The organism is Tenacibaculum sp. MAR_2009_124, assembly GCF_900105455.1.
GTDB lineage: Bacteria > Bacteroidota > Bacteroidia > Flavobacteriales > Flavobacteriaceae > Polaribacter.
This window is the reverse complement of the sequence record NZ_FNSF01000007.1, coordinates 421,732-446,448: the sequence shown is the minus strand read 5'-3', so window position 1 is coordinate 446,448 and position 24,717 is coordinate 421,732. Positions and strand designations below refer to the sequence as shown.

Below are 24,717 nucleotides of genomic sequence, written 5' to 3'. Positions count from 1 at the left end.
AAAATGGATGTAAGAAACTTAGGAAATACAGCTATCGATGAAATTATAGAATCATTTCTACTGGCGTTTGACAACTACTTTGTTAAAATGCCTACGGATAAAGACTATTATATCAAACGATGGAAAGCCTCAAAAGTAGATTTCAATTTATCGTACGGTATGTTCGATAATAATAGACTCATAGGCTTTATTATTCATGCAGTCGATACTAGAAATGGTCTCTTAACCGCATTTAATACTGGTACAGGAGTAATACCGGAACATAGAGGAAAAAGAATCATCCAAACCATATACGCTTATGCCCTTTCTAATTTAAGAAAACATGGTGTAAAAAAAACAACACTAGAGGTTATCACAGAAAATAAAATTGCTATTCAACTTTATAAAAACATTGGATTTAACATTTGTAAAGAATACCATTGCTGTCAGGGAGAAATTCAAAACAACATATTGGAGCATGACATTCTTTTAAAGGAAGTTTCCTTAAATAAAATTGAATGGAGCACCTTGCCAAATCAGGATGTTTATTCATGGGACAACCAGAAAGAATCTATAAAAAACGGGACCTATAACTATTTTGAAATTATAGTAAACGCAGAAGTTGAGTCTTATTTTATCATCAATAAAGAGCTCAATTACATCGCACAATTTGATGTATTATTGGATCAAAAAAACAACTGGAAAAGACTTTTTTCGGGAATTAAACAAGTTTCAGAAAAAATAAAAATAAATAATATTGATAAAACATTAAATGAAAAAATTACCATTCTCAACAAAGTAAAATTAATTAATACCGTTGATCAATTTGAGATGGAATTAGAAATATGAATTATATGATATTAAAAAATATTTTGCCAGCACTTATAATTACAGTTGTAATGGGATTGCTTTTAGCTGCTTCAAAAAAGAAACCAAAACAAGATGATTTAGGAAATCTTCTTTTACAACTACCAAAGTTCTATTACATGTTAGGTATACTTGTAATACTTGGCGGAATAGCTCTATTAATTTTTGGATTCTTTTTCGCTAATAAAAATGACCAAATCTTAGCTATCATAAGTAGTTCGATTGCTTTAATTGTTGGATTATTGCTATTTACAAAGGGATACATTTCCAATATAAGAATCACAGATTCTGAAATTACAGAAACAACCATTTTTGGTAAGACTAAAAAAATTCGGTATAATAAAATTAGCGATATTACTTTTGGAAAGACTAGTCAAGAAATAAAAATATCAAGTTCTAATAAAACAATAAAAGCCCACATTCATCTAGTAGGTATTGATAGTTTAATATCTAAGCTTGAAGAAAAAACGGGAAGAACTAGAAATCAAATTGGAATTCCAGAATAAAAAATAAAAAGTAGTTTCGATTAAAAACTTCACGGATTTAAGAGCCTTTGAGGTTTAAAACAAATGAAACAGAAAAGAAACAATTTAAGAACAAGATAAAAGACTTCGAGAAAACGAAGTTTTAACACCTATAATCACCTATGGAAAACCAACATACTGAACAACAACTAGATGGTGGAACATATGAAATCATTCAAAGTAGATTGCAAAAACAAAAGCAACATCTACAAGAACGACTCCATAACTTAAACGATGCCAGAAAACATGTATTTGGCACCATAGAAACCAAACTAATTGCCAATAACAGAATTAATACAGAAAACAACTGTATTGCCCAAGATATTATTTCTCTCGGTAACGTATCAATTTTTGGTTATAATGTTCATTTTGGCTTAAGAACCGACATCAAACTATCTGATGTATTCAGTGTTTATGAATTCAAAGACCAACAATTTCATATTCAATCGTTAGACTTGTTTAACGATCCTATTTTTATTGACGACTTCACCAATTTATATAAATACTATCGAAATACAATATTTTCGAAGTTTGCTGTTATCGGAAATTACTTGTACATGATTTTCCAACTAAGTGATAACAAAAGCGATATTAAAGCCTTTAAATGGTTAATCAATGATACTAAATTGCATTATGTTGATAACCGAAGTGAGCACGAATATACTTTTCCAATACAGCATGAGTTTAAATGGCAAGAAGTAACTCGTGACATGCATCGATATGGAACACATTCTCACATTTCTATTCTAGATAAAATATTTGTAGAAACTATTGGTGGTGATTTAACTATTAAAGTTGAGGATAATACAGATGATGGAAAAGGAGTACTTTCAGAACCAGTAGAACAAATCGATCAAACCCTAGATGATGGTCAGTTTCGATTTGGAGATCTAGGGAATTTAATCACTCTCGAAATTAAACCTTTTCAAGAAGAGTCGAGATATTTTGTATACAATCATAAACTTCAAGAAGTTCAAAAAATAGATAGTATTAAAGATACTGCTGTTAAACTTCCTGACGACCATGGTATTATTTTTCCCAATGGGTACTATCTCCAAACAGGTGAGCATAAAATATTCGATATTGATGTTAAGGAAGTTAAATTTCAGGAAAAAGTTATTTCTCCAAATGGTGAAGACTTTTTATATGTTTTTTATGCAACCATTAGAGGCTTATACGTTTTAATGTCCTATAATATTATTGAACAAAGTGTTAAAACGCCCATCATTTGTAACGGATTTACCATTTTAGAAAATGGAGAACTTTGTTATTTTAAAACTGAAAACGAGCAAACAAAACATCACGTAGTTCAAATATGGCAAACACCATATTTAAAGGGCGATTATATGCCTTCGCAACATGAAGACAGTTTACTTTATAAAATAGGTAACAAAGACATTGTTAGAGCCATGGCCGAGTGTCATGAATTAATTACCTTATTAAGTAAAGAAGATAATTATACAGGACTCTATTCGGATATAGCGAAAACTTCTAAGGATATTAACGATACCTACTATTGGTTACACGAAAAGGAAACTTTCGAATTAAATCAACCGGTTGCTGAAATTAATGAAGCAGCGAATGCCGCGATTGAAGAATTTGAAAAAGTTGTTCAATTAAAAAAGCAAGCAGAAAAAGAAACCAATGAAATAAATATAAAATCTGATGAGCTTTTTAGTAAGATAAGAAGTACTTCTTTTAAATCTATTGATGATTTTGTTGTTCTTTTAAGTAAATTACGTTCCTTACGTGGTGAAGTTATTAGCCTTCACGATATTCGTTATATCAATATAAATTTATTAAAGAAATTAGAAGAGCAAGTTGCTGAACAAAACAGCCTAATTTCAAAACGATGTGTTCAGTTTCTTTTAAATGATAAAGCACTCCTACCCTATCATACTAGAGTAAAAGAAAAACAGCAAACCTTGCCCAATATTAAAAAGGTTATTGAGGCAAAGACCTTAGAAAAAGAAGTAAATCAAATCACTGTTGATTTAGAAATGTTAATCGATATTGTTTCTAACCTAGAAATAGAAGACACTTCACAATCTACCAAAATAATAGATAATATTTCGTTGATTTTTGCAACTTTAAATCAGCTTAAATCAGGAATTAAAAACGCCATTAAAAATTTAGGTAGCAAAGAAGCCAAAGCCGACTTTAATGCCCAGCTTAAATTGATTGATCAAAGTATTATCAATTATATTGATATTGCAAACACTCCTGAAAAGTGTGATGAATTTTTGACCAAAACCACTATTCAATTAGAAGAGCTAGAAGGTAAGTTTGCCGATTATGACGAGTTCATTACTCAAATCATTGAAAAACGAGAGGAGGTTCATACGGCTTTTGACAATCGTAAAAACAGCCTCATTGAAAAAAGGAACAAAAAAACAATCGCTTTACAAACTGCTGCCGAACGTATCTTAAAAGGAATTACCAAAAAAGCTGCTACTTTTGATTCTATTGAAGATATCAATGGATATTTCGCTGCCGATTTAATGATTAATAAGGTTCGTGATATTGTAAAACAATTAAAAGAACTAGATGATATTGGTAAAGCAGAAACTGTTGAAACCAAATTAAAAGTTGCAAAAGAAGATACGTTACGAAAACTTAAAGACAAACAAGAACTATATGAAGACGGTGAAAACATCATCAAACTTGGTAGTCATAAATTTGGAGTAAACAGACAAGTTTTAGATTTAACAATCGTTTATAAAAACGAACAATTATGCTATCACTTAACTGGAACAGATTTTTATGAAGAAATTACCAATGATATTTTACTGGCTTCAAAAAAATATTGGAATCAGGAATTGATTTCGGAAAATGAAACCATTTACAGAGCGTCTTACTTAGCTTATAAACTCTTTAAAAACTTTAACAACGACGAACTTATTAATTTAACTGAAGAAGAGTTATTAAAATTAGTTCAAAAAGAAAGTCGTAATTTATATGCAGAGGGATACGTAAAAGGTGTGCATGATGTGGATTCTTCTAAAATTCTGCATACACTGGTGCACAAACATCACGAACTCGGACTTCTAACTTTTACACCAAAAATAAGAGCTTTTGCTCGCTACTTTTGGAATCATCTTTCAGAAGCCGATCAAAACTCATATAACACTAATATAAAAGCATCTGGAGAAGTACTCAAAGTATTCCCAAATAGTGCCACTCATAATTACATTATTGATGACTTAACCAATTCTTTAGATACATTTTCTGAGAAATTTCAATTGTTATCAAAAGAAGACACTAAAAACATTGCTCTGTATTTATTTAAAGAATTGCAAAGTGATAATGTCTTTCACACCAGTAATACGGCTCTAAACCTTAAGGAAAGCTTCCTAAAAAAACTGGATAAGCAAAATGCCTTGCACAAATTTAAAACAGGAATTCAGAAGCAAGAAAGTTATATTGAACGTATTCAACTTACTATTCAATGGGTAAGTTCTTTTATTTCTGAAAAAGAATTAGAAGCTTCTGATTATATACATGAAACTGTAGCTTTATTATTGTTTGAAGATCTATCAGCCGCCGACACCATTAATGTTAACCCAGTAACCGTTATTGAAGATTTAAAGGGGAACCATACCAACATTAATGAAAGTAAATGGAAATTTAACTACCATACGTTTATTAACGACCTTGAATACTTTAACACTGTAGAAGTTCCTAATTTCATAAAATATAAAGAAGCCAAACATCAGGTTACAGAAGACTTAAAAGATGCGTTAAAACTTGAAGAATTTAAACCTAGAGTTCTTTCTTCATTCGTTAGAAATAAATTAATAGACCAAGTTTATTTCCCTTTAATTGGAGACAATTTAGCCAAACAGTTAGGTACTGTTGGAGACAACAAACGTACCGACAGGATGGGAATGCTTTTACTTATTTCACCTCCAGGTTATGGTAAAACGACCTTAATGGAATATATTTCTAATCGATTGGGCTTAGTATTTATGAAAATTAACGGCCCTGCCATTGGACACGAAGTTACCTCTGTTGACCCTATGGCTGCAAACAACTCAGCCTCGAGAGAAGAGCTTAAGAAATTGAATTTGGCTTTTGAAATGGGTGACAATGTAATGTTATATTTAGATGATATTCAACATTGTAATCCTGAGTTTTTACAAAAATTTATTTCGCTTTCCGATGGAACCAGAAAAATTGAAGGTGTATACAATGGAAAACCTAAGACTTATGATTTAAGAGGTAAGAAGTTCTGTGTGATTATGGCAGGAAATCCATACACCGAAAGTGGTGATAAATTCCAAATTCCTGATATGTTGGCCAACAGGGCCGATATTTATAACCTTGGTGATATTATCGGAGACACAGCTCATTTATTTAAATTAAGTTTAATTGAAAACTCTATGACTTCAAACCCTGTGCTACATCAATTAAGTAGCAAATACTTTGAAGACGTATACACTTTAATAGATAAAGTAGAAAACAATTCAAAAGAGGTTAATTTAAAAGGGAATCATACAAAACAAGAGGTGCAGGATTATATTTCCGTTCTTAAAAAAGTAATTACCATTCGTGATACGATTTTAAAGGTAAATCAAGCCTACATACAATCTGCAGCAATGGAAGATGATTACAGAGTTGAACCATCTTTTAAACTACAAGGTTCTTATCGTGATATGAACAAGCTAGTAGCTAAAATTGTTCCCATTATGAATCAAGAAGAATTGCAAAGGTTATTATTATCTCATTATGAAAGTGAATCGCAAACCTTAACCTCATCCGCAGAAGCAAATCTTTTAAAATATAAAGAATTAATTGATCGTTTGTCTGACGAAGAAGTTGAACGTTGGACAAATATTAAGGAAATATTTACCAAAAATAACAAACTTAAAGGTATCGGTAAAAATAATGAAATGGCACAAATATTAAGTCAAATGATGGCTTTTACTGAAAATTTGGAAGGAATTAAATCAGTTCTAAAAAAAGGATTGGAAAAATAACTTCTTTTATTGTAAACGAGTTCAATAAAAAAACATATAACAACTAACACATAAAGCAATGGGATTTTTTGACTTATTCAAAAGTAACAAGGATAAAGAAGAAACACATTACGATCCAACTAACATAAAAGTAACAGATCTAGAAAAAGGATATTTGCTAGATTACGATTTAAGAACCTGGACCGTAAAAAAAATGTGTGAATACGATTGGGGTGATAATTACTTTTCCAGAGAATTCGTTCTCGAATCACAAGGAGAAAAACTATTTTTGCATATTGAAGATGACGACGAGCTAATCATTACAATATCAAAAAAGTTAAAATATCGTAAACTAGCTCCGGAAATAATTGATCATATTGAAAGCAAAGGAAAACCTCCGAAGCAACTCACTCATGATAATATAACCTATTATTTAGATGAAGAATCTCCTGGTTATTATAGAGATGTTGATACTTCTGAATGGGAAGAACTTATTTCTTTTGATTATTTAGATGAAGATGAGGAAAAATGTTTAACAATAGAACAATGGGATGATAATGATTTTGAAGTAAGTGTTGGTAAAACAATTAAAGCTTTCGAAATCAGTAATATTCTACCATCATACAATCAATAAAAAACAACTATGCGCTTTTTAAAATATATATTGCTACTCTTTACAATTGTTATTGTAAGTTCATGCAGCTCAAAACCAAAACCTAAATTTGTAAAATCGCCACTAGACAATATTATTACCAAATATATTGACAAAGATAATTACAGTGTAATTTTATCTGACATGGACTACAAAGAAGCTACAGATAAGTACTTTCATAAATACCGTGTTTTGATAGAAGAAACTCCACCTAGGCTAACGAAAGAGCAATTAAAAGATACCATTTCGAGTCCGACGGATGTAAAAATAATAAATACCGATTGGAAGGAAGTATCTCCAATTATTTTTGAAGAATATCAAAATGATTTAGGGATGACTGTTCTTAGTAAAAAGAATGGAAAACTAGATAAAAATTCATCACCGGCTGGCGTTAACAATTATGTTGGAAACCCAAGGTATGGAGAATGGAGAACCAATAGTAGTGGAAGTTCATTTTGGGCTTTTTACGGACGTTATCGCCTATTTTCGGATCTATTCTTTCGCCCTTCCTATGGATATGGCTACGGATATGGTTATCCTAGACGTGATTGGAATGACTATAATCGTAATTATCGTAGTAAAAAATCATACTATGGAGGCTCTAATGAATATGGTACTAAATCTAAAAGTAACAAAAACACTTCTTGGTCTAGCAAACCACAATCCTTTAAAAATAATGTACAATCAAAAGTTTCCAAAAGCTCTTCTGAATTAAAATCTCGAGGCTACACTTCAAGAAAAAGCTATAGCAAAACGAGCAGAAGTCAATCGAGATACAAAAGCTCTTCATTTCGCTCACGAAGTGGTGGATTTGGTAAATAACAACTAACAAAATAAAGAATAAATAAATGGGAAATCTAAATGAATATATAGATATCACAAGCTTTGGACACTCATTAGGATATATACTAATCGCGTTAATCATATTTTATATTGGTAAGATAGTTTTTAAACTATTAAACCCCAAAATTGATATTACCTCCGAACTCGTTCATAAAGATAACTTTGCTTTTATACTATCATATGTAGGGTATTTTATAGCTCTTGTTATTATTGTAGGTGGAGCCACTTTAGGAGAAAGTTTAGGCTTTTATACAGATCTCAGCCATATTGCATTATACGGAGTACTTGGCATTTTATTATTACAAATTTCAATTCGCCTAAGTAACAAACTTATCCTACCGAACTTTGATCTCAAAAAAGAAATTTTAGTTGATAAGAACAACGGAACGGGAGTTATTGAAGCCAGTATATATATTTCTAATGCATTATTACTGCATGGCGCACTTATAGGAGAATCTACAAGTTTACAAGAAGGCCTTATCACATTTATAACCTATTGGTTTATCGGTAATATCATGCTAATCGTAGCTTCTAAAATTTACACCCTTTGGATTCGCTTTGATGTTCATAAAGAAATTGAAGCAGATAATGTTGCTGTAGGTGTTAGTTTCAGTGGAGCTATTCTTGCCATTGGAATTGTTATTATGAATGCATTAATAGATCCGTTTGTTGATTGGACAACCACTATAATAGATGTTTGTATACAAACTATTTTAGGAATCATCTTACTTCCTATCATGCGATTTATAACGGATAAAGTATTAATACCTGAACGTAATTTAACTGATGAAATTATCAATCAAGAAAAACCAAATATTGGAGCTGGTTTAATTGAGGCTTTTGCCTATGTTGGTTCTGCTATTTTGATTACATGGAGCATTTAAAAAACAATTCATTCATTCTAAAACTAGCGATATTTGCTACTGGTTTCGCTGGAATCGTAGCCGAATATGTTTTATCCACGTTAGCAACTTATTTCATAGGAAACTCAGTTTTTCAATGGACAATGATTGTTTCTTTAATGTTGTTTTGTATGGGGCTTGGAAGTCGACTAAGCAAGCTTTTTAAAACAAATTTAATCAGAAACTTTCTGCTATTAGAACTCTCCTTATCTCTAATTGTAGCATTTTCTTCAGTTTTAGTATATACTCTAGCCGCTATTTCATCCAATTATGATATTGTCATCTACTTTTTAAGTATGTTGGTTGGTTTACTTATTGGGTTAGAAATTCCTCTTGTTGTTAGGATTAACGAAGAATATGAAGATTTACAAACCAATATTTCTTCAATTCTTGAAAAAGATTACTATGGTAGTTTACTTGGTGGTGTATTTTTCGCCTTTATTGGTCTTCCAATATTAGGACTTACCTACACACCTTTTATCCTTGGGCTTATTAACTTTTTTGTTGCCTGCATGGTGTTTTATCGATTTAGAGGTAAAATGTTCAAAAAGCAGTTAAACAGCATGCTTGCTATGATTACTGTAGTATTGATAACATTAACTGCGGGGATAAGTTTTACGGATTCAATTATCACTTGGGGTGAACAAAAAAAATACAAAGACAAGGTTATTTATGCTGCACAAAGTAAATATCAAAAAATTGTATTAACCGAATGGAAAAATGAGCATTGGTTGTATCTTAATGGAAATCTCCAATTCTGCTCTATTGATGAAAAGATGTATCATGAACCCTTAGTGCATCCAATTATGCAAGTTCATCCACATCCTCAAAAAGTACTTATATTAGGTGGCGGCGATGGATGCGCTGTAAGAGAACTTTTAAAATATCCTTCAGTTGATAAAATTGATATGGTAGACTTGGATCCAAATATGACCAGTCTTGGCAAAGAACACGCTGTTTTGATTAACATTAACGAAGGTTCAATGAGCAGTGATAAGCTGACTATTTATAATAAAGACGCTTATATTCATTTAGAACAAGACAATGAATCGTTTTATGATATCATTATTATTGATTTACCCGACCCAAGAAGTGTAGAGTTAGGAAGATTGTATTCTCATGAGTTTTACTCATTATGTTACCGTAAATTAAGATCTAACGGGCTTATCATAACACAATCTGGCAGTCCTTATTATGCTACCAAAGCCTTTCAATGTATTAACTTGACATTGCAATCGGCAGGTTTTACCACAGTACCAATGCATAATCAAGTTTTATCTATGGGAGAATGGGGATGGATTATTGGAACGAAAGACAAAACTTTGTCTAAAGAAAGATTTAAAGATCGACTACGAAACATTGATTTTTCTTCTGTAGAAACAAAATGGATACATAAAGAAGCAATGCTTCTTTTGACATCATTTGGTAAGAAAGATTTTTTCAACACCAATATAAATGAAATAGAGATTAATAAAATTCAAAATCCTGTGTTGTATCAATATTACCTTGATGGGAATTGGGATTTATACTAAAAAATGCGAATGAATACAGAATATAAAAAAATAGAAGCGAAAATATTTAATCTTCAAGAATGGATTTCGGAAACAGAACCAAAATATTTGAAAGAAAAATTTGAATCATTGTTATTACAATGTAATTTCACATTGCTAAATTTCAGTGAACATTATTTCAACGTACAAGGTTATACATGTTTTTGGTTATTAGGAGAAAGTCATCTTGCTATTCATACCTTTCCCGAAGGGAATAAAACCTATGTAGAATTAAGTAGCTGTAATGAAGACAAATTAAATCAATTCCAAAAGTTAATGGCAAATGAAGAGTAAGCATAAACTCATATTATTTATCATAATTGTAGGTGTTTATAATATACTAGTATACGGTTTATTTTATTTTGAATCTAACTTCGAAAATACAAATATTCGAAATCTTGCTGACGCCTACTGGTACTCATTGGTAACTCTTACCACTGTTGGATATGGAGATTTTTATCCGATAACATTTTGGGGAAGGCTTATAGGAATTTTATTTGTGTTAGGTAGTTTAGGATTCTTAGGGTACCTTATTACTGAATTAAGTGTAAAAATATCAGAATATTTAAAAAAGAGAGAAATGGGATTTTTTGGGACAAAAATGAAAAATCACTGCATAATTATCGGTTGGAATTCTTTTTCTAAAAGCGTAGCCGAACAAATCGTAAAAGCTGACGAACCTTTAGCCATTGTTGTAAATAAGGAATCGGATTTAAAAGATATTCGCCAAATTTATTCCGACGACCAATGCTTCGTTTTACAAACCAATCTAAAAGACTATGAATCTATTGAGAAAGTCAATATTTTAGATTCAAGAAGAGTTTATATTAGTTTTGAAAACGATACGGACACATTAGTTTATACCATCAGTTTAAAAAAGCGCTTCGAAAAAATTAACTGTGTTGTTGCTATTGAGAATGTAGAACTTAAATCTTCATTCAATTATCTCGGAGTTCAGTTTATAATTCCTAAAAAAGAAATTGTTTCTAAGTTTATCGCGAGCTATATTTTTGAACCTAATGTAGCATTATTAACAGAAGACCTTATTTCTACATCAACGGAGAAAAGTAACCTCGATATCTGTGAAACTGAACTATCTATAAACAATGAGTTTATAAATGCTTCTTTCATTGAGGTCTTTTTTAAACTCAAAAAAGATTTAGGAATTACTTTAGTTGCTATAAGTAGAAATGGTGAACTTATTAAAAACCCTGAAAATGATTTAAAACTACTTGAAAAAGATACTTTAGTGTATATCGCCAATGGAGAAAACAAACAATATTTAAATTAGTCTATGAAAATCCAATTGGACGATATTGTAACCCAAATTCCTTTATTCAAGAAAAAAATTAAAGAAATCACCGATAATCACGATTTTGATGAAGAAGATTTAATTATCGAAATGCTTCGATTCCTTAACCTAATTCATCTTACAAATAAAAAACTATCACCATCATTAATCGTAGATTTAGCTTGGCATGAATTCATTTTATTTACAAAATATTACAATGTCTTTTGTTTAAAATATTTTAATAGATTTATTCACCATACACCAAGTGAATCGAGTGATCATGCTATTTATGAAAAAACAATAGAACTTTATATTCAACAGTATGGCAAACCTTCTGAGTTAATTTGGGGAGTGCATGCTATTAACATTTGGGCCGCAAGTAATTGTGGTTCCTGTCATAATTAATTATTACTATGTATTTAGAAGGAATTCTTACCATTGACCCAGCTCAGTTAACCGAGATAAAAAAAGTTAAACCCACAAAAGCATTTAAAAAGTTTTTCCACCATTTAACTCTTGGCAGTATTTCAGATAAGCAAGAGCGTGAAACCTTTACCGCAGTAGCGATACTTCAACAATTGAATGCGACTTTCCGAGGGTTGAATATTACAAACATTATTAAAATTGCTCATGATGATATTGATTTTTATCATGATAGAGACGGAAAGAAAGATGATTTAAAAGAAGCTTTAGACACTTATGAAATTGAAGTAAATGAAGCAATGTCTATTCATTTTCAACAACTAAAATTAGTTTTAGAACATGAAGACAATGATTTTAAATACCTCATCGAAGTGGAAATAAATAGAGATCATGAAGTTGGTGTTTATCCAATTATCATTAAAGTATCTGGGTTATTTAAAGAATTTTCACTTGGAAATGTGAAAAATAAAATAAACAATGCAGTAAGCAGTCAAAACTCATTTGACGAACTTAGAGAAAGTAAAGTAAAAGCGTTTGATTATTTCTTGAATAAAATTAAACTAACGCTAAAAAAAGAAATTGAAACAGACGACATCAAATCGTTTGTAAAAAATAAATTCATTTTACCGAAGCGCAAAATTCAAGATAAAAACGAGATTCCTCACAATACGCAAAGAGGTGGAGTATATGGTGGTTATCACGGCTTTGACGACTACTTATTTTACAGTTTTATTTGGTCCGATATTATGCATGATAGCTCACCTATTCTTATCAAAGAATCTCATTATGAAAACGAAAATGGAGAAGACTTAGGCTACGCTAATGAATTGAATGCTCAAGATGACGTTTTTGATACCGACTCTGATTTAGAAACAGTTTCTTCAACTTTTGAGAACGATCCTATAACAATTAACGAACCGGAAAATGATAACTCGGGTAATTGGTTCGATCTTGATTCATGGGGTAGTGATTCCGACTCATTTGCTTCAAGCTGCAGTTCTTGTTCTAGCTGCTCTTCTTGCTCGAGCTGTTCTTCATGTGGGGGTGATTAAAAAATTAGAGCTATGAATATTCCAGATAAACTAACATCTCATGTTTCCATTAAAGATATCTTAAAAGTAGAAAATTGGTGGAATGAGTTAAGTGATGAAAATAAAAAAGAACTTAGCAGCATTTATAATCAAAATGAAGTTGAGATAGATGAGAAATTAGTATCAATTCAACTATGCGGCAAATTTGTAGAACAAGAACCAATTAAATCATACGATGCTTTTTGGATTAATCATTTCTATGAATATTTAGTCAATCATGAAATGATTATCGATGGAACAAAACCCTACTTTGGAACTGTTTGTCATCATTTAAGTACCGCTGAAAATAGTATTCGTAAAGGTATCATTTCTTCAACTTACCAATGTCCTATTCAAAGTAACTCTTGTAATATAATTAATCTTTTAAAACAGAGTGAATCTGGTAAATCTTTACTTTTATATGTAAAATTTAAACTCCTTAAGTAAAATATCAGCTATGAAAATCAGGAATAAAAGAGATGTTGAAAAATTAGATGAAAAAATAAAAACAGAATTAGGAATAGATATTTCTAAATATCACAACGAAGAGGTTATTTCAAATTTTTTAGAACTTTTAATCTTTCCTAGATATATTCTTAACTGGGCTATTCGTCCGATATTTATCGCCTTAATCGCTTTTATACTAAGTTACTTCCTCATTGATTTAGTGCATATACAGTATGTCCTTTATACCATTATTGGTTTCATCTTATTTCTACTCATAGGATTCCTTTCTGGTGTAATTTTTCTGACTTGGAAAATCAAAACTGATATACTCAACGCTCTAACCTATTCTATTGACATTCTCAAATCAGTTGTTTCGGATATTAATTTAACTGGAGACCATATTACTAAAGAAAACAGAAAGGATGTTCTATTGCTCCTCTTTAAAGGAATTACCCATATTATTACAATCCCTACTTTGAGCAATGTTATTTCTGATAAAATTCCGATTATAGGGAATGCTATTAGTTTCTTCATCAGAAAAACATTAACCCTTTTCTCTAATAAATTAAACATTGAAGAAATTCAGTTGAGCGACCAATTAGACAAAGAAAACGATGAATCAAAAATTTTAAATGCTTATATAAATTCGTTAACTACAACCTCTAACAGTCTAGAAAACGTATTAAATATAGTTAGTAAAATAGCTCAATTTCCAGTTAAAATTATACTTTTTATAATAACCACGTTTTTAATGTTTTTTATTTATCTAATACACTAATACCAATAAATCAATGATTCTTGTTTTTGACACCTATTACTTTAAAAACAAAGCCAATACTGTTTGCTTAGAGTTTAATACTTGGACAGCTAGCGAAGAAGTTAATTCTTATTATGAAATACTTAACGGCATAGATGATTATGTTCCTGGAGAATTTTACAAGAGAGAATTACCATGTATTTTAAGTTTACTTAACAAAATAGACCTCACAAAATGTGAGGCCATTATTGTTGATGGTTTTGTTGTATTAGATGATCAAGAAAAACTTGGTTTGGGTGGATATTTGTATGACAAATTACAGAAGAAAATCCCCATTATTGGTGTTGCGAAAAATAACTTTCATAATCTAAAACTTCATAAAAAAGCGATTTTAAGAGGCGATAGTCAAAAACCCTTATATGTTACTTCCAAAGGTATTGATCTGGATATTGCTGCTGATAAGATAAAAAATATGCATGGTGAATATCGAATTCCTACTTTGTTGAAAAAGGTAGATTCCTTAGGAAGAGACAATCAACACTAAAAGTTCTCATTTAAGAATTAACCAAAATCCATTACATATTTGTCCTTCGTAAGAAGTACTATGCAATGGATATTAAACGTTGTTCATAAAGTTAATACTCTTTAGGTTTTTGGTTTCACACTTTCTATAGAATTGCTCACCCTTTTTTTAATAAAAAACATAGAAATTTAATAATCAAATCCCTCAACCTATGACTCCCCCACAGTTAAATAGGAGGTTTTACCTTCCTGAACTCGATGGTCTACGCTTTTTCGCATTTTTGCTTGTTTTCATCCATCATCATCCCTTAGTTTCAAAAGTTCCTGTCTTATCTAATCTTCATACCTATGGATGGATTGGTGTAGACTTATTCTTCTGCCTATCGGCATTTTTATTCGCTAAACTTTTAATCGCTGAGCATAAAAAAACACATACTATTAATTTAAAAAGATTTTATATCAGGCGTTTTTTTAGGATATGGCCTATTTATTTTTTGTTTACAACAGTAGCAGTTTCAATATTTATTAGCTCTACAGATATTACGTCGAATTTAAGTTTAAGAATTCTTGGATTGTTTACTTTTACTGACAATATTTTTACCGCTATTTATAACTACAACCCAATACCTTTTGTACCTCACTTATGGACAATTTCATATGAAGAACAATTTTACTTACTCATTCCCTTTTTAATTTTACTATTGGTTAGAGTTTCTCCTAAAATGAGATTTATCTGTTTTTTTTTATCTATGATTCTACTAAACCTAATAAGAACTTATTTTATTCTTGATGAAATTTCACACCCAGCAATTTGGGTACTTCCAATAACACATTTCGAATCTATTATATTTGGAATTGTACTCGGCTTTGGAGGATTCAACTATTTAAAGAAATTGTGTAAACCAGAAATTTTAGGTGCTATTGGAGTTCTCTTTTTTTGTGTTATTTGTTGTATTCCAAATATTACAGAAACTTCTTACTGGCTAAATATTACTTATCCTTTGGTTGGGCTTTCTACCACTTTTATTTTATTTTCCGTTCTTGACAGCAAGCTGTTCAGAGTTTTTTTTTCAATGAAAACATTGGTATTTCTTGGTAAACGTTCTTATGGTTTGTATCTCTATCACTATATCGGGAACTGGATTGGATGGCAGTTGGTAAGCTATTTAAAAATAGAAGATACAAGTGCTTTAATCATTTCTTTTACTTGTTCTTTCGTCGTAACAATTGCTATTTCGGTTCTTTCTTATCGATTTATTGAAACGCCGTTTTTAAAATTAAAGAAGAATTTTGAAGTTATTGCCTCAAGACCTATTTAAACATTTTTTATATAGATAATATATTAGAATATCTCTTATTTTTACTCTTAAAAACGAAATAAAAATAAGTTATGTTTAAGACCTACATTAAAAGTAGACCAAATGAAGATATCTCTATTCTAGTAAAACCCAATAATCATTCCTGGAATTATCTTTGCGAATGCGGTGAGGCTAGCGATTTAACTGTAAAAGAAATTCAAAATTGTAACGCTATATTTATAAGTCATACCCATATTGATCATTTCGTTAATTTCGATGCTATCGTCAGACATCAAATAGGAATGGAACGACCCATTACAATTTGTGGTCCCATTCATATAGCTAAACAGGTACAAAATAGATTATTGAGTTATTCTTGGAATTTAATTGAAGAAAATTCAATTTGTTATGTGATAAAAGAAATGATTTCTGACAACGAAATTGTAACCTATCAATTAAAACCTCCTTTATGGGATTTACAAACCATTTCTAAAGAAAATTCTAACGTTCTTTTTCATGAAGATAAATTTCAAGTAACAGGTATTTTGCTAGATCATAAAATCCCAACTCTATCTTATCTATTCAAAGAATACCCTCAAACAAAAATACTGCTGAATAAAGAATTAAAAGGAGGAATTTGGGTAAAAGAATTAAAAGAAGCCTTCGCCTTAAATAACCACAATAAAGAAATACAAGTGGACTCTAATATTTTTAAAGCAACGGATCTATTTCACCTTCTTCATATTCAAGAAGGAGATTCTCTAGGTATTATAATGGATCATGGAGCTTTTACAGAGAATCATGATAAAATAAAAAACCACTTTAATTCCGCTAATAAGGTATTTATTGAATGCTTTTATAAGAACAAGGATGCAGAGTTTGCAAAATTAAATTACCACAGCTTTGCAAAAGAATCTGGCAGTATAATGAAGAAGGCGAATGTTAAAGATCCTATTCCTGTTCATTTTTCAAGAAAGTACAATGAAGATGAAATAGAAGACTTAGTCGCTGAATTCTTCCAAGCATACAATAGATAAAAAAAGGTCTCCTAAAGTATGTAAACTTTAAGAGACCTAAACTATTCTCAGAAATTATTCTGACTACTAAAAACTATTTTATAATAAATCGTTTATTCGATTTAGTAAACTCATTTTCGAGACTTAGGATATAAACTCCCGCCTTTAATTTATCTACATTAATGGTTCTACTAGTTAACTTACCTGTTTCAAGTACTTGTCCTAATAAATTAATTACCTCATAAGTAGCATTATCAAATCCTTTATTAGGGCCTACAAGATTTAATTGGTATCCTTTCGATATAGGGTTTGGAGCAATTTGCAATGAACCAAATACTTCTTCATCTTGATTTCCTAAAATATCAATTCGAGTCGCAAAACTATTAGTATCAAAGGCAGAACCTCCACATGATCCCTCATAAATCTTAACATTACTAAAAGTAGAATTGTTTCCAGAACCAGCATCATTATCATTTATAAATACAAGTCTGTCCATTGCTCCTGTATAAGAGCTTCCAACGGGAATGATATATTTTTTTGTTCCCCCTGCGTAATTATCATAGTTTGTGATACCATAATTTTGAGTACCATGAACTTTAAAGTACCTAGAAGACGTTAATGTATTATCATTTTCAAAACCAACTCCGTGTATCTCTCCTTGTGAAGTACTGCTAAATTCAAACTCTATAACCGTGTTTGCTGTAACCGTATAATTCATCGAAATATACTTCCAAGTATTATTACTCAACGTTAAAGATTCTCCAGCAGTTGACACAGAATAATTACCGCTATTATCTTGATTCGAGAATGCGTTAATTGTAAAATCGTTGAAATTTAAGGTAGCGCAATCGCCTCCTGATCCACCTCCATCGCTTCCGATAGAAACGGCATCAATAGCTATATCACTTTGCCATCCACTAGTTCCCGAACCTGTAACTACATTAAAACGTAATTGCACGCTTCCTTGTCCAGCATATGCTCCTAAATCGACATTAGCTGATAACCACGAATTCCCTTGGTTTCCAGATCTACTGAATACTGAAGTCCAAGTTCCTGTATTATCGGTTCTCGCCTCAACTGTTAAACTATTAATTGCACTTCCAAACATATGATATTGGAAAGCCAGCGTTGGTGTTGTTAAGTCTGTAAAATTTAAACAAGGCGAATTTAATATCGCTCTCTTGTTAGGAAAACCAGTACCATTACCAGAAGCCTCAACATAAACATAAGTTGTACCATCAGCTGCAGCGCTTGGTCCTGTACTATTTGAAGGAGTTCCTCCAGAATTTCTTGTAAAATTCAAGTCATCACCAGAAGTTGCATCACTCCATTGTCCCAAACTAGCCTCAAAACTTTCGTTAAACGGGTAAGAAGCTATTCCTCCGCCTTGGCAACCACTACCTGATCCACCGTCATCATTGCTAATATTCACTGCATCAATAGCAATATCACTTTGCCATCCACTAGTTCCTGAACCTGTAACTACATTAAAACGTAATTGTACACTAGCTTGCCCCGCATAAGCAGTTAAATCAATACCTGCAGTTAACCATGCATTCCCTTGATTTCCAGATTTACTAAATACGGAAGTCCAAGTTCCTGTATTATCAGTTCGTGCTTCAACTGTTAAACTATTTATAGCAGTTCCGTACATATGATACTGAAAACTAAGCTTTGGTGAAGTTAGGGTACTTAAATTTAAACAAGGAGAATTTAGTATTGCTCGTTTGTTTGGGAAACCAGTACCATCGCCTGAAGCCTCTACATAAATATATGTTGATCCATCGGCAGCAGCAGTCGGTCCTGTTTCATTGGAAGGTGTTCCAGCAGTATTTCTAGTGAAATTTAAATCATCTCCAGTGGTTGCATCTTTCCACAAACCTAAACTAGCTTCGAAGCTTTCATTAAATGGAAAAGAACTTACGTCTCCTTCACAGTTCCCTGGATCTGGATTACCTCCATCACATGGGTTTACAAAAGAAACTGTTTGATCAGTATTGGAGTTTGAACCTCCATTGTTATTTTCATTGGCATCACGTCCAACTCCTCTTTCGGCAAAAGCTTTCCAAATTAAACAATTGTATCTACCACCATAAAGATCCTGATCCGCCTGTAATATTCCATCACGACCAGCCACAAAACCAGGGTTATTAGCTGTGTTTTTTAATCCTTCTATAACTAAAGCCATAGCAATATTATTACCTCCGGTTCCGTTATAAAAATCAGGATCAAATCCTTCTTGATTAATTAATGCCCAAGTCATATCCCATAAAATAGTTGCAAAAGCATATCCTACTCCATGAGGTACTCTTAGTCCACCAATATCCGCATAGTCTGTATTATTTAAGGATCTATCTGTAGAATATACCGTCGGTCTAATTCCTAAACCATCAAGAGGTTCACCAAGTACATAAGTACCAACACCTCTTTTATCAGCCCCCGTATCACCCGGTTTCATAGTTAACATAAGACCAAACCAGTCAGACCATCCTTCACCCATTTGTTCAGAGCCACCCAAAACATTTGAAAATCGTCCACCAACTAATCGAGTTGAAATTCCATGACCATATTCATGAGCTATAATTAAATTATCAAAAGAACCATCTCTACCTGGACTCGTTCTATTCCATAAAAACATTTGCATACGAGGGTTTGATCCATCACCCGGAGTTGCGAAATTTGCGTTATTCGTTCCACTGCCATCTTGAGAGTCAGCATTCACAGAATCTCCTCCCGTTCCTCCGTTTCCATAATTATTTTCTTGGAAATTACCAGAAGCCTCATCGAAACCATATTGATACCATACATCATGCATAATATTATTCCAATAAAATAAATTTGTAGTAGAAGCATCGCGATAATTACTCGGGGCCTGATTTAAATTCACTGGGAAATTAAAATCCAGTCCATTTCCACCACTTGGAGATGCTCCTGTCCCATTGTTTCCATTATTGTCTTCCTGAGCCCATACATTATTACCTCTTGTAATATTATATTCGGCACCCGAAGCACCATTCGTATCGTGCCAACCATATGGAGAAGCGTTTGCACTTGCTGGATTCGTTACAATTGACCTTCCTCCATCATCTGGATTCATTAAAGGCATTGCATAAACATTATACGAATCAGGCGCTAACATACTTTTCTCTTTCAAATAAGGAACATCATCCGCATGAAAAAACTCCTCAGAGTCTATCTTTGTGTGTGTATGCCCGCTATGATCTTCATCAACTCCAAAGCTACATGAGATTACCCAATTATCTTCCGACAAAATTCTACTTGAAGAGGCATCAACATAGGAGTTCCACCAATTCTTACCTCCCTTTTCATAAAGGTTTACATTCCAACATAAATGCAATTTATCATTATGAAGAATGTACACTTTCTTAACTAAAATTGGTTCATTATCTTCTGTAATTCCAGAGTTCTTATATTCGGATACATCTTCCCCTGCCTCACTTCTCTTCATTGTCTTTACCAATCTATTCGCTGACCTTAATTGATGGGCCTTTATAACTTCATTGATTGCTTGAACTTCCGAAATAGCAGTCGATTTAGCGCCAATCAATTTTGCTGAAATATTTGATACAAACTGATCGTGAGTAAAATTAATCTTACTTCCTAATACTGACATATTATAAGTTCCATTAACAATTGGAATTCCATTATAATATTGCGTTAAATAATAGTGAGTCAATCCTTTTTTCAAGGAGGAAGCCGAACTCGATATTTTCCATTCAGAAAAATCTTGACTAGCTGTTTTACTTTTTGTTTTTAAAGTATTAAAATGTTGTTGTATTATACCTAAATCTTTAGGATTTTTTGATTGTGAAAAATTTGCTTGCCACATAATAATGCATATAACAAACAGACAATATTTTCTCATAATATTGGTTTTGAAGGGTTTATAAGTGATATAAAGTTATAAAAAAAACCTTCAAAAAAATAAATTTACATGAAAAAAAGTTAAAAATTTAACAAATATTCAATAAAAACAGCTATTTTCAACTAATACAGAATACCTTTAAAAGAATTTAAATATACTGATATAAGAGATTATTCTAACAATTACTGTTCTCCGATTATTGTAAGTACTATTTTTCTTTTTCCTCCATAATTTCTATGCTCACCTAAATATACTCCTTGCCAAATACCTAAATTTAACTTCCCATTACTAATTGGAATAGAAACATGGCAACCTAGCATGGATGATTTAATATGAGCCGGCATATCATCCGCACCTTCATAATCATGCTTATAATAAGGCATGTTTTCAGGAATCATCTTATTTATATGAGTTTCGAAATCTATCCGAACGGTCGGATCAGCATTTTCATTAATTGTTAAACTTGCAGAAGTATGCTTTAAAAATACTTGAAATTGACCTACCTTAATTGTTCGTAACTCATGAAAAACATGTTCTACTAATATTTTAGTTATTAAATGATAACCTCGATTAAATTCTGGTAAAGTAATTTCTTTTTGATAAAATTTCATTTAACAAAAATATAGTATTTCCTACTATTAACTCAATAAAAACAGCCGCATTAATTTACTCAATGCGGCTGCTAATTTTAATATGTTAATTAAATAAAGGTACTATTTTTCTCTTATAAATTTTAGTGAACCAACCCCTTGTTCGGTTTTGTATTTAATTATATAAACCCCAGGAGAAAGAAAGGAAACATCAATATTTACGTTCTTGTCATTTACAACTCTATAGTCAATAGACTTTCCAAGAAGATTGTAAATTGTTATGTTTTGAACTATATCTTTTGAGCTCAAATTTAAACCTGAACTCACTGGATTTGGGAATGCGCTTACATCAGATAAATTCTCTCTCTGTGTACTTAAAGAACCGTCATTATAAAAATATATGTTATCAACATATACCGTTGCGCTTCCTGTAGGCTGTCCCACTAAAACATATTGAGCTAAATTAGCTCTGTTAGTTAAACCTGTAAATTCCGATAGCGCAATATTATAGCTTACCCACTCTCCTTTATTAGGTTCATCAAAATTTAACTGATGCTCCACATCATCACCACCTTGATAAGCAGCATTTGGTCCAAAATCGACCAATTTTATACCAAACGACGTAAAATCTGGAGACCAAACATCGATATGAATATGAGTCATTGAAGAAGCATCGACCTGGTTATTTACAGTTTCAATTCCTACAAAATTTAAACTAGAATACTTTTTAGTAGCATTGCCGGCTATTTCAACATCGTCTAAAGTTCCCGACGACCAATCTGTACGGAAAGTATCTACCGTTATATCTGTATATGCATCACTAAACAAGGAAATAACATCTTCAGCATCATGAGTAGGAGTTGGCGCTGCTGCCATAGGTTCTGTAGGTTCACCTCCTGAATCTTCATCAATTAATTTAATATCGTCAATATAAAAAGTATAATTCGCCGACCCATCTCCCTGAGTCCCATTATCAAAAATCAATGCTATTTTATCATAACTATTACTGGCATTAATAGCTGAATAATCAAAGGTTAGTGTTTCCCAAGCGTCTGCTACTGTTGTTGAAACTTCTTTTTCAAAATTAATTGAAGGAGTACCTGAATTCTCTACTTTTAATAATACCTTAGCACCTACTCTTGGCGAATACACTTTCATTTTAAAAGTATTATTATTCTCGAAATCTATTGCTGAACTTAATACAAGTGAGCTACCTCCCCATACTTGTCCAGCACTTTTTACCATTTTTCCAACATTTGCAGAATTGTTATCTCCATTATTGTATGGATTTGCAATGGTTGTAACGGCTCCCCCATCAAAATCTCCCCACGCTGTCTCAGTTTCAAAATCAATTGGCAAAGCGATTTCTGCTTCCTCTACTTCGTTTGACAGAGCAATATCATCGATATAAAATGTAAAGTTTGCCGACCCATCTCCCTGAGTACCATTATCAAAAATTAGTACTATTTTATCATAACTATTACTGGTATTAATAGCAGAATAATTAAAGGTTAGAGTTTCCCAAGCATCTGCTACCGTCGTTGAAACTTCTTTTTCAAAGTTAATTGAAGTAGTAGCTGAGTTCTCTACTTTTAATAATACCTTGGCACCTACTCTTGGTGAATACACTTTCATTTTAAAAGTATTGTTATTCTCGAAATCTATTGCTAAACTTAATACCAGTGAGCTACCTCCCCATACTTGTCCCGCACTTTTTACCATTTTCCCTACATTTGCAGAATTGTTATCTCCATTATTGTATGGATTTGTAATGATTGTTACAGCTCCTCCATCAAAATCTACCCAAGAAGTAGCTGTTTCGAAGTCAATTGGAAGTGACTGTGAGTAAGTAAAAAAACTAGCTAAAAGCATAGTTACAAGAGTAATTTTTTTCATCTCTTACGTTTTAAAGTTTATAAAATGTTTATATTCTCTTTGACATACATTCTTTATTTAATTTTCACTTATAGTTTTTTTACAGTTAGTTTGATGGTTAATTCTTTTCTTAATTATATTTATATTCTTACTTTCAAATTTTAAGTTTTCTTGTTCGTCCCAAAGCCCCCAAAAACCTCCAACATCTCCTTCAGTACTCTCTTTCCAAGCTTCATCAAATGAAGAAAAATAGAACAGTTCAACATTCTCTTCATATGCCCAGTTTTGAGTATTAATGAAATATTTTAAGGCATTTTCATAAGAAGGTTCTGCTCCGTTTAAATCACTACCCTGAACAGGCCATCCAGTTTCAGAAATAATCACTTTTTTGCCTTCCCCAGCTTCTTGAGCCTTTCGATACATATCTTTCATGTATAACAGGGAATAACTTTGATGACATCCCTCCCAAAATGGATAACAATTAGAAAGAATAACATCACAAACCTCAGTAATGGCTGGCCTATCCGAAAATTCATAATAGGCATCAACATATCCAACTGGAATATTCTCTATTTGTCCTTTAACCTCTATTATATAGTCTATAAGAGACAGTTCACTCAAATCTCCTCGATACATTACTTCATTTCCAACCGCAGCAATATTCACATACCCCTGGGAAGCCAATTTTACCATAGCTTTTATTTCTTTTTCATTTTTAGTTTTATCACTCCCTATCCAAATACCTACCATAGTATCGATTCCATATTCTTTGGCTATTTTTGGAATGATTTCATTGCCTTCTAAACACGAAAAAGATCGAATCCATTTAGTATACGGAGCTATGAGTTTCATTCTTCTTCGAATTTGTTCCTCAGACAAAACATCACCTGGCTTCTGCCCTTTCTCATACGCACTAAAACACAATCCATATATTCCCCTTTCTAAAACCTTTCTGGCAGTTTCTCTTAATTCTTTTACGGATAAAGCATCTAAATTAGAATCGGTTAATGATAGTTGCTTGTTTTTATTGTATGACATTCTTTTTTGGCCTACTTATTCGTTTTTCTACTGTAAAATTGTTGTGACAGTTTTTGTTTTATTTGAAAACACTCTATCCAAAACTTTAATTTTAAGTTTTAAACTTATTTTTAATGGGGTTCACTATATTTACAAATAATGAAAATTAAAATCACGATGTAGCGCTGAAGCTTTATGATTCTTTATCTATATAAAGGATTTCTTTTATAAATTAATTGAAAGCACTTTA

Annotated in this window: 20 protein-coding genes; 16 read left to right on the top strand and 4 right to left on the bottom strand. The window is 31.7% G+C overall.

The features are described 5' to 3' along the window. Positions 1 to 3: 3 nt before the first annotated feature. From BLW23_RS18840 to BLW23_RS18765, 16 genes are all read left to right on the top strand, one after another. Entirely contained in the window at positions 4 to 828 is an 825-nt protein-coding gene (locus BLW23_RS18840; RefSeq protein WP_093672778.1) for a GNAT family N-acetyltransferase, read from the top strand. Positions 829 to 833: 5 nt separating this feature from the next. After that, entirely contained in the window at positions 834 to 1,352 is a 519-nt protein-coding gene (locus BLW23_RS18835) for a hypothetical protein (protein WP_143032228.1), read from the top strand. 140 nt (positions 1,353 to 1,492) lie between these two features. Further along, entirely contained in the window at positions 1,493 to 6,349 is a 4,857-nt protein-coding gene (locus tag BLW23_RS18830; RefSeq protein WP_093672774.1) for a DNA repair ATPase, read from the top strand. Positions 6,350 to 6,407: 58 nt separating this feature from the next. Further along, a complete protein-coding gene (locus tag BLW23_RS18825) occupies positions 6,408 to 6,962 on the top strand; it encodes a DUF4178 domain-containing protein (protein WP_093672772.1) in 555 nt (184 codons plus the stop codon). A gap of 9 nt (positions 6,963 to 6,971) precedes the next feature. Beyond that, positions 6,972 to 7,802: a hypothetical protein gene (locus BLW23_RS18820; RefSeq protein ID WP_093672770.1), complete on the top strand. Its 831-nt coding sequence runs from the start codon at positions 6,972 to 6,974 to the stop codon at positions 7,800 to 7,802. Between the two features lie 26 nt (positions 7,803 to 7,828). Further along, the gene (locus tag BLW23_RS18815; protein WP_093672768.1) at positions 7,829 to 8,707 is read left to right on the top strand and encodes a DUF350 domain-containing protein; all 879 of its coding nucleotides are present in this window, start codon (positions 7,829 to 7,831) and stop codon (positions 8,705 to 8,707) included. After that, positions 8,695 to 10,257, top strand: coding sequence for a polyamine aminopropyltransferase (locus BLW23_RS18810; RefSeq protein ID WP_093672766.1), 1,563 nt, complete (start codon positions 8,695 to 8,697; stop codon positions 10,255 to 10,257). Before BLW23_RS18815 ends, BLW23_RS18810 begins: the two co-directional genes overlap by 13 nt. Positions 10,258 to 10,266: 9 nt before the next feature. Beyond that, the gene (locus BLW23_RS18805) at positions 10,267 to 10,569 is read left to right on the top strand and encodes an S-adenosylmethionine decarboxylase family protein (RefSeq protein WP_093672764.1); all 303 of its coding nucleotides are present in this window, start codon (positions 10,267 to 10,269) and stop codon (positions 10,567 to 10,569) included. Beyond that, entirely contained in the window at positions 10,559 to 11,566 is a 1,008-nt protein-coding gene (locus BLW23_RS18800; protein ID WP_093672763.1) for a potassium channel family protein, read from the top strand. The genes BLW23_RS18805 and BLW23_RS18800 overlap by 11 nt, the downstream gene beginning before the upstream one ends. Before the next feature lie 3 nt (positions 11,567 to 11,569). After that, positions 11,570 to 11,971: a glycine-rich domain-containing protein gene (locus tag BLW23_RS18795; protein ID WP_093672761.1), complete on the top strand. Its 402-nt coding sequence runs from the start codon at positions 11,570 to 11,572 to the stop codon at positions 11,969 to 11,971. Positions 11,972 to 11,979: 8 nt separating this feature from the next. After that, positions 11,980 to 13,041, top strand: coding sequence for a hypothetical protein (locus BLW23_RS23375; protein WP_093672759.1), 1,062 nt, complete (start codon positions 11,980 to 11,982; stop codon positions 13,039 to 13,041). Between the two features lie 12 nt (positions 13,042 to 13,053). Beyond that, positions 13,054 to 13,506: a hypothetical protein gene (locus BLW23_RS18785; RefSeq protein ID WP_093672757.1), complete on the top strand. Its 453-nt coding sequence runs from the start codon at positions 13,054 to 13,056 to the stop codon at positions 13,504 to 13,506. Between the two features lie 10 nt (positions 13,507 to 13,516). Then, entirely contained in the window at positions 13,517 to 14,284 is a 768-nt protein-coding gene (locus tag BLW23_RS18780; RefSeq protein ID WP_093672755.1) for a hypothetical protein, read from the top strand. Positions 14,285 to 14,297: 13 nt separating this feature from the next. Next, entirely contained in the window at positions 14,298 to 14,807 is a 510-nt protein-coding gene (locus BLW23_RS18775; RefSeq protein ID WP_093672753.1) for an endonuclease V, read from the top strand. A gap of 190 nt (positions 14,808 to 14,997) precedes the next feature. Then, positions 14,998 to 16,104, top strand: coding sequence for an acyltransferase family protein (locus BLW23_RS18770; protein ID WP_093672751.1), 1,107 nt, complete (start codon positions 14,998 to 15,000; stop codon positions 16,102 to 16,104). Positions 16,105 to 16,175: 71 nt separating this feature from the next. After that, a complete protein-coding gene (locus BLW23_RS18765; protein ID WP_093672749.1) occupies positions 16,176 to 17,120 on the top strand; it encodes an MBL fold metallo-hydrolase in 945 nt (314 codons plus the stop codon). Positions 17,121 to 17,193: 73 nt separating this feature from the next. Here the strand turns inward: BLW23_RS18765 and BLW23_RS18760 are convergent, their stop codons facing one another. The 4 genes from BLW23_RS18760 to BLW23_RS18745 form a co-directional block, all read right to left on the bottom strand. Beyond that, positions 17,194 to 20,985 carry a M36 family metallopeptidase gene (locus tag BLW23_RS18760; protein WP_093672747.1) on the bottom strand — a complete coding sequence of 1,264 codons (3,792 nt, stop codon included), beginning with the start codon at positions 20,983 to 20,985 and terminating at the stop codon, positions 17,194 to 17,196. Between the two features lie 182 nt (positions 20,986 to 21,167). Continuing rightward, the gene (locus BLW23_RS18755; RefSeq protein ID WP_093672745.1) at positions 21,168 to 21,596 is read right to left on the bottom strand and encodes a secondary thiamine-phosphate synthase enzyme YjbQ; all 429 of its coding nucleotides are present in this window, start codon (positions 21,594 to 21,596) and stop codon (positions 21,168 to 21,170) included. A gap of 102 nt (positions 21,597 to 21,698) precedes the next feature. Further along, on the bottom strand, positions 21,699 to 23,471 hold the full coding sequence (locus tag BLW23_RS18750; RefSeq protein WP_093672743.1) for a T9SS type A sorting domain-containing protein: 1,773 nt from the start codon (positions 23,469 to 23,471) through the stop codon (positions 21,699 to 21,701). Positions 23,472 to 23,528: 57 nt separating this feature from the next. Then, positions 23,529 to 24,488, bottom strand: coding sequence for a glycoside hydrolase family 17 protein (locus BLW23_RS18745; RefSeq protein ID WP_093672741.1), 960 nt, complete (start codon positions 24,486 to 24,488; stop codon positions 23,529 to 23,531). Between the last annotated feature and the right edge of the window lie 229 nt (positions 24,489 to 24,717).

Bases quoted from the DNA above. Each gene is read 5' to 3' on its own strand.
- BLW23_RS18745 (WP_093672741.1), bottom strand. From the start codon at position 24,488: ATGTCATACAATAAAAACAAGCAACTATCATTAACCGATTCTAATTTA.
- BLW23_RS18840 (WP_093672778.1), top strand. From the start codon at position 4: ATGGATGTAAGAAACTTAGGAAATACAGCTATCGATGAAATTATAGAA.
- BLW23_RS18805 (WP_093672764.1), top strand. From the start codon at position 10,267: ATGAATACAGAATATAAAAAAATAGAAGCGAAAATATTTAATCTTCAA.
- BLW23_RS18835 (WP_143032228.1), top strand. From the start codon at position 834: ATGATATTAAAAAATATTTTGCCAGCACTTATAATTACAGTTGTAATG.
- BLW23_RS18750 (WP_093672743.1), bottom strand. From the start codon at position 23,471: ATGAAAAAAATTACTCTTGTAACTATGCTTTTAGCTAGTTTTTTTACT.
- BLW23_RS18800 (WP_093672763.1), top strand. From the start codon at position 10,559: ATGAAGAGTAAGCATAAACTCATATTATTTATCATAATTGTAGGTGTT.
- BLW23_RS18830 (WP_093672774.1), top strand. From the start codon at position 1,493: ATGGAAAACCAACATACTGAACAACAACTAGATGGTGGAACATATGAA.
- BLW23_RS18785 (WP_093672757.1), top strand. From the start codon at position 13,054: ATGAATATTCCAGATAAACTAACATCTCATGTTTCCATTAAAGATATC.
- BLW23_RS18765 (WP_093672749.1), top strand. From the start codon at position 16,176: ATGTTTAAGACCTACATTAAAAGTAGACCAAATGAAGATATCTCTATT.
- BLW23_RS23375 (WP_093672759.1), top strand. From the start codon at position 11,980: ATGTATTTAGAAGGAATTCTTACCATTGACCCAGCTCAGTTAACCGAG.
- BLW23_RS18775 (WP_093672753.1), top strand. From the start codon at position 14,298: ATGATTCTTGTTTTTGACACCTATTACTTTAAAAACAAAGCCAATACT.
- BLW23_RS18780 (WP_093672755.1), top strand. From the start codon at position 13,517: ATGAAAATCAGGAATAAAAGAGATGTTGAAAAATTAGATGAAAAAATA.
- BLW23_RS18755 (WP_093672745.1), bottom strand. From the start codon at position 21,596: ATGAAATTTTATCAAAAAGAAATTACTTTACCAGAATTTAATCGAGGT.
- BLW23_RS18760 (WP_093672747.1), bottom strand. From the start codon at position 20,985: ATGAGAAAATATTGTCTGTTTGTTATATGCATTATTATGTGGCAAGCA.
- BLW23_RS18810 (WP_093672766.1), top strand. From the start codon at position 8,695: ATGGAGCATTTAAAAAACAATTCATTCATTCTAAAACTAGCGATATTT.
- BLW23_RS18825 (WP_093672772.1), top strand. From the start codon at position 6,408: ATGGGATTTTTTGACTTATTCAAAAGTAACAAGGATAAAGAAGAAACA.
- BLW23_RS18820 (WP_093672770.1), top strand. From the start codon at position 6,972: ATGCGCTTTTTAAAATATATATTGCTACTCTTTACAATTGTTATTGTA.
- BLW23_RS18815 (WP_093672768.1), top strand. From the start codon at position 7,829: ATGGGAAATCTAAATGAATATATAGATATCACAAGCTTTGGACACTCA.
- BLW23_RS18770 (WP_093672751.1), top strand. From the start codon at position 14,998: ATGACTCCCCCACAGTTAAATAGGAGGTTTTACCTTCCTGAACTCGAT.
- BLW23_RS18795 (WP_093672761.1), top strand. From the start codon at position 11,570: ATGAAAATCCAATTGGACGATATTGTAACCCAAATTCCTTTATTCAAG.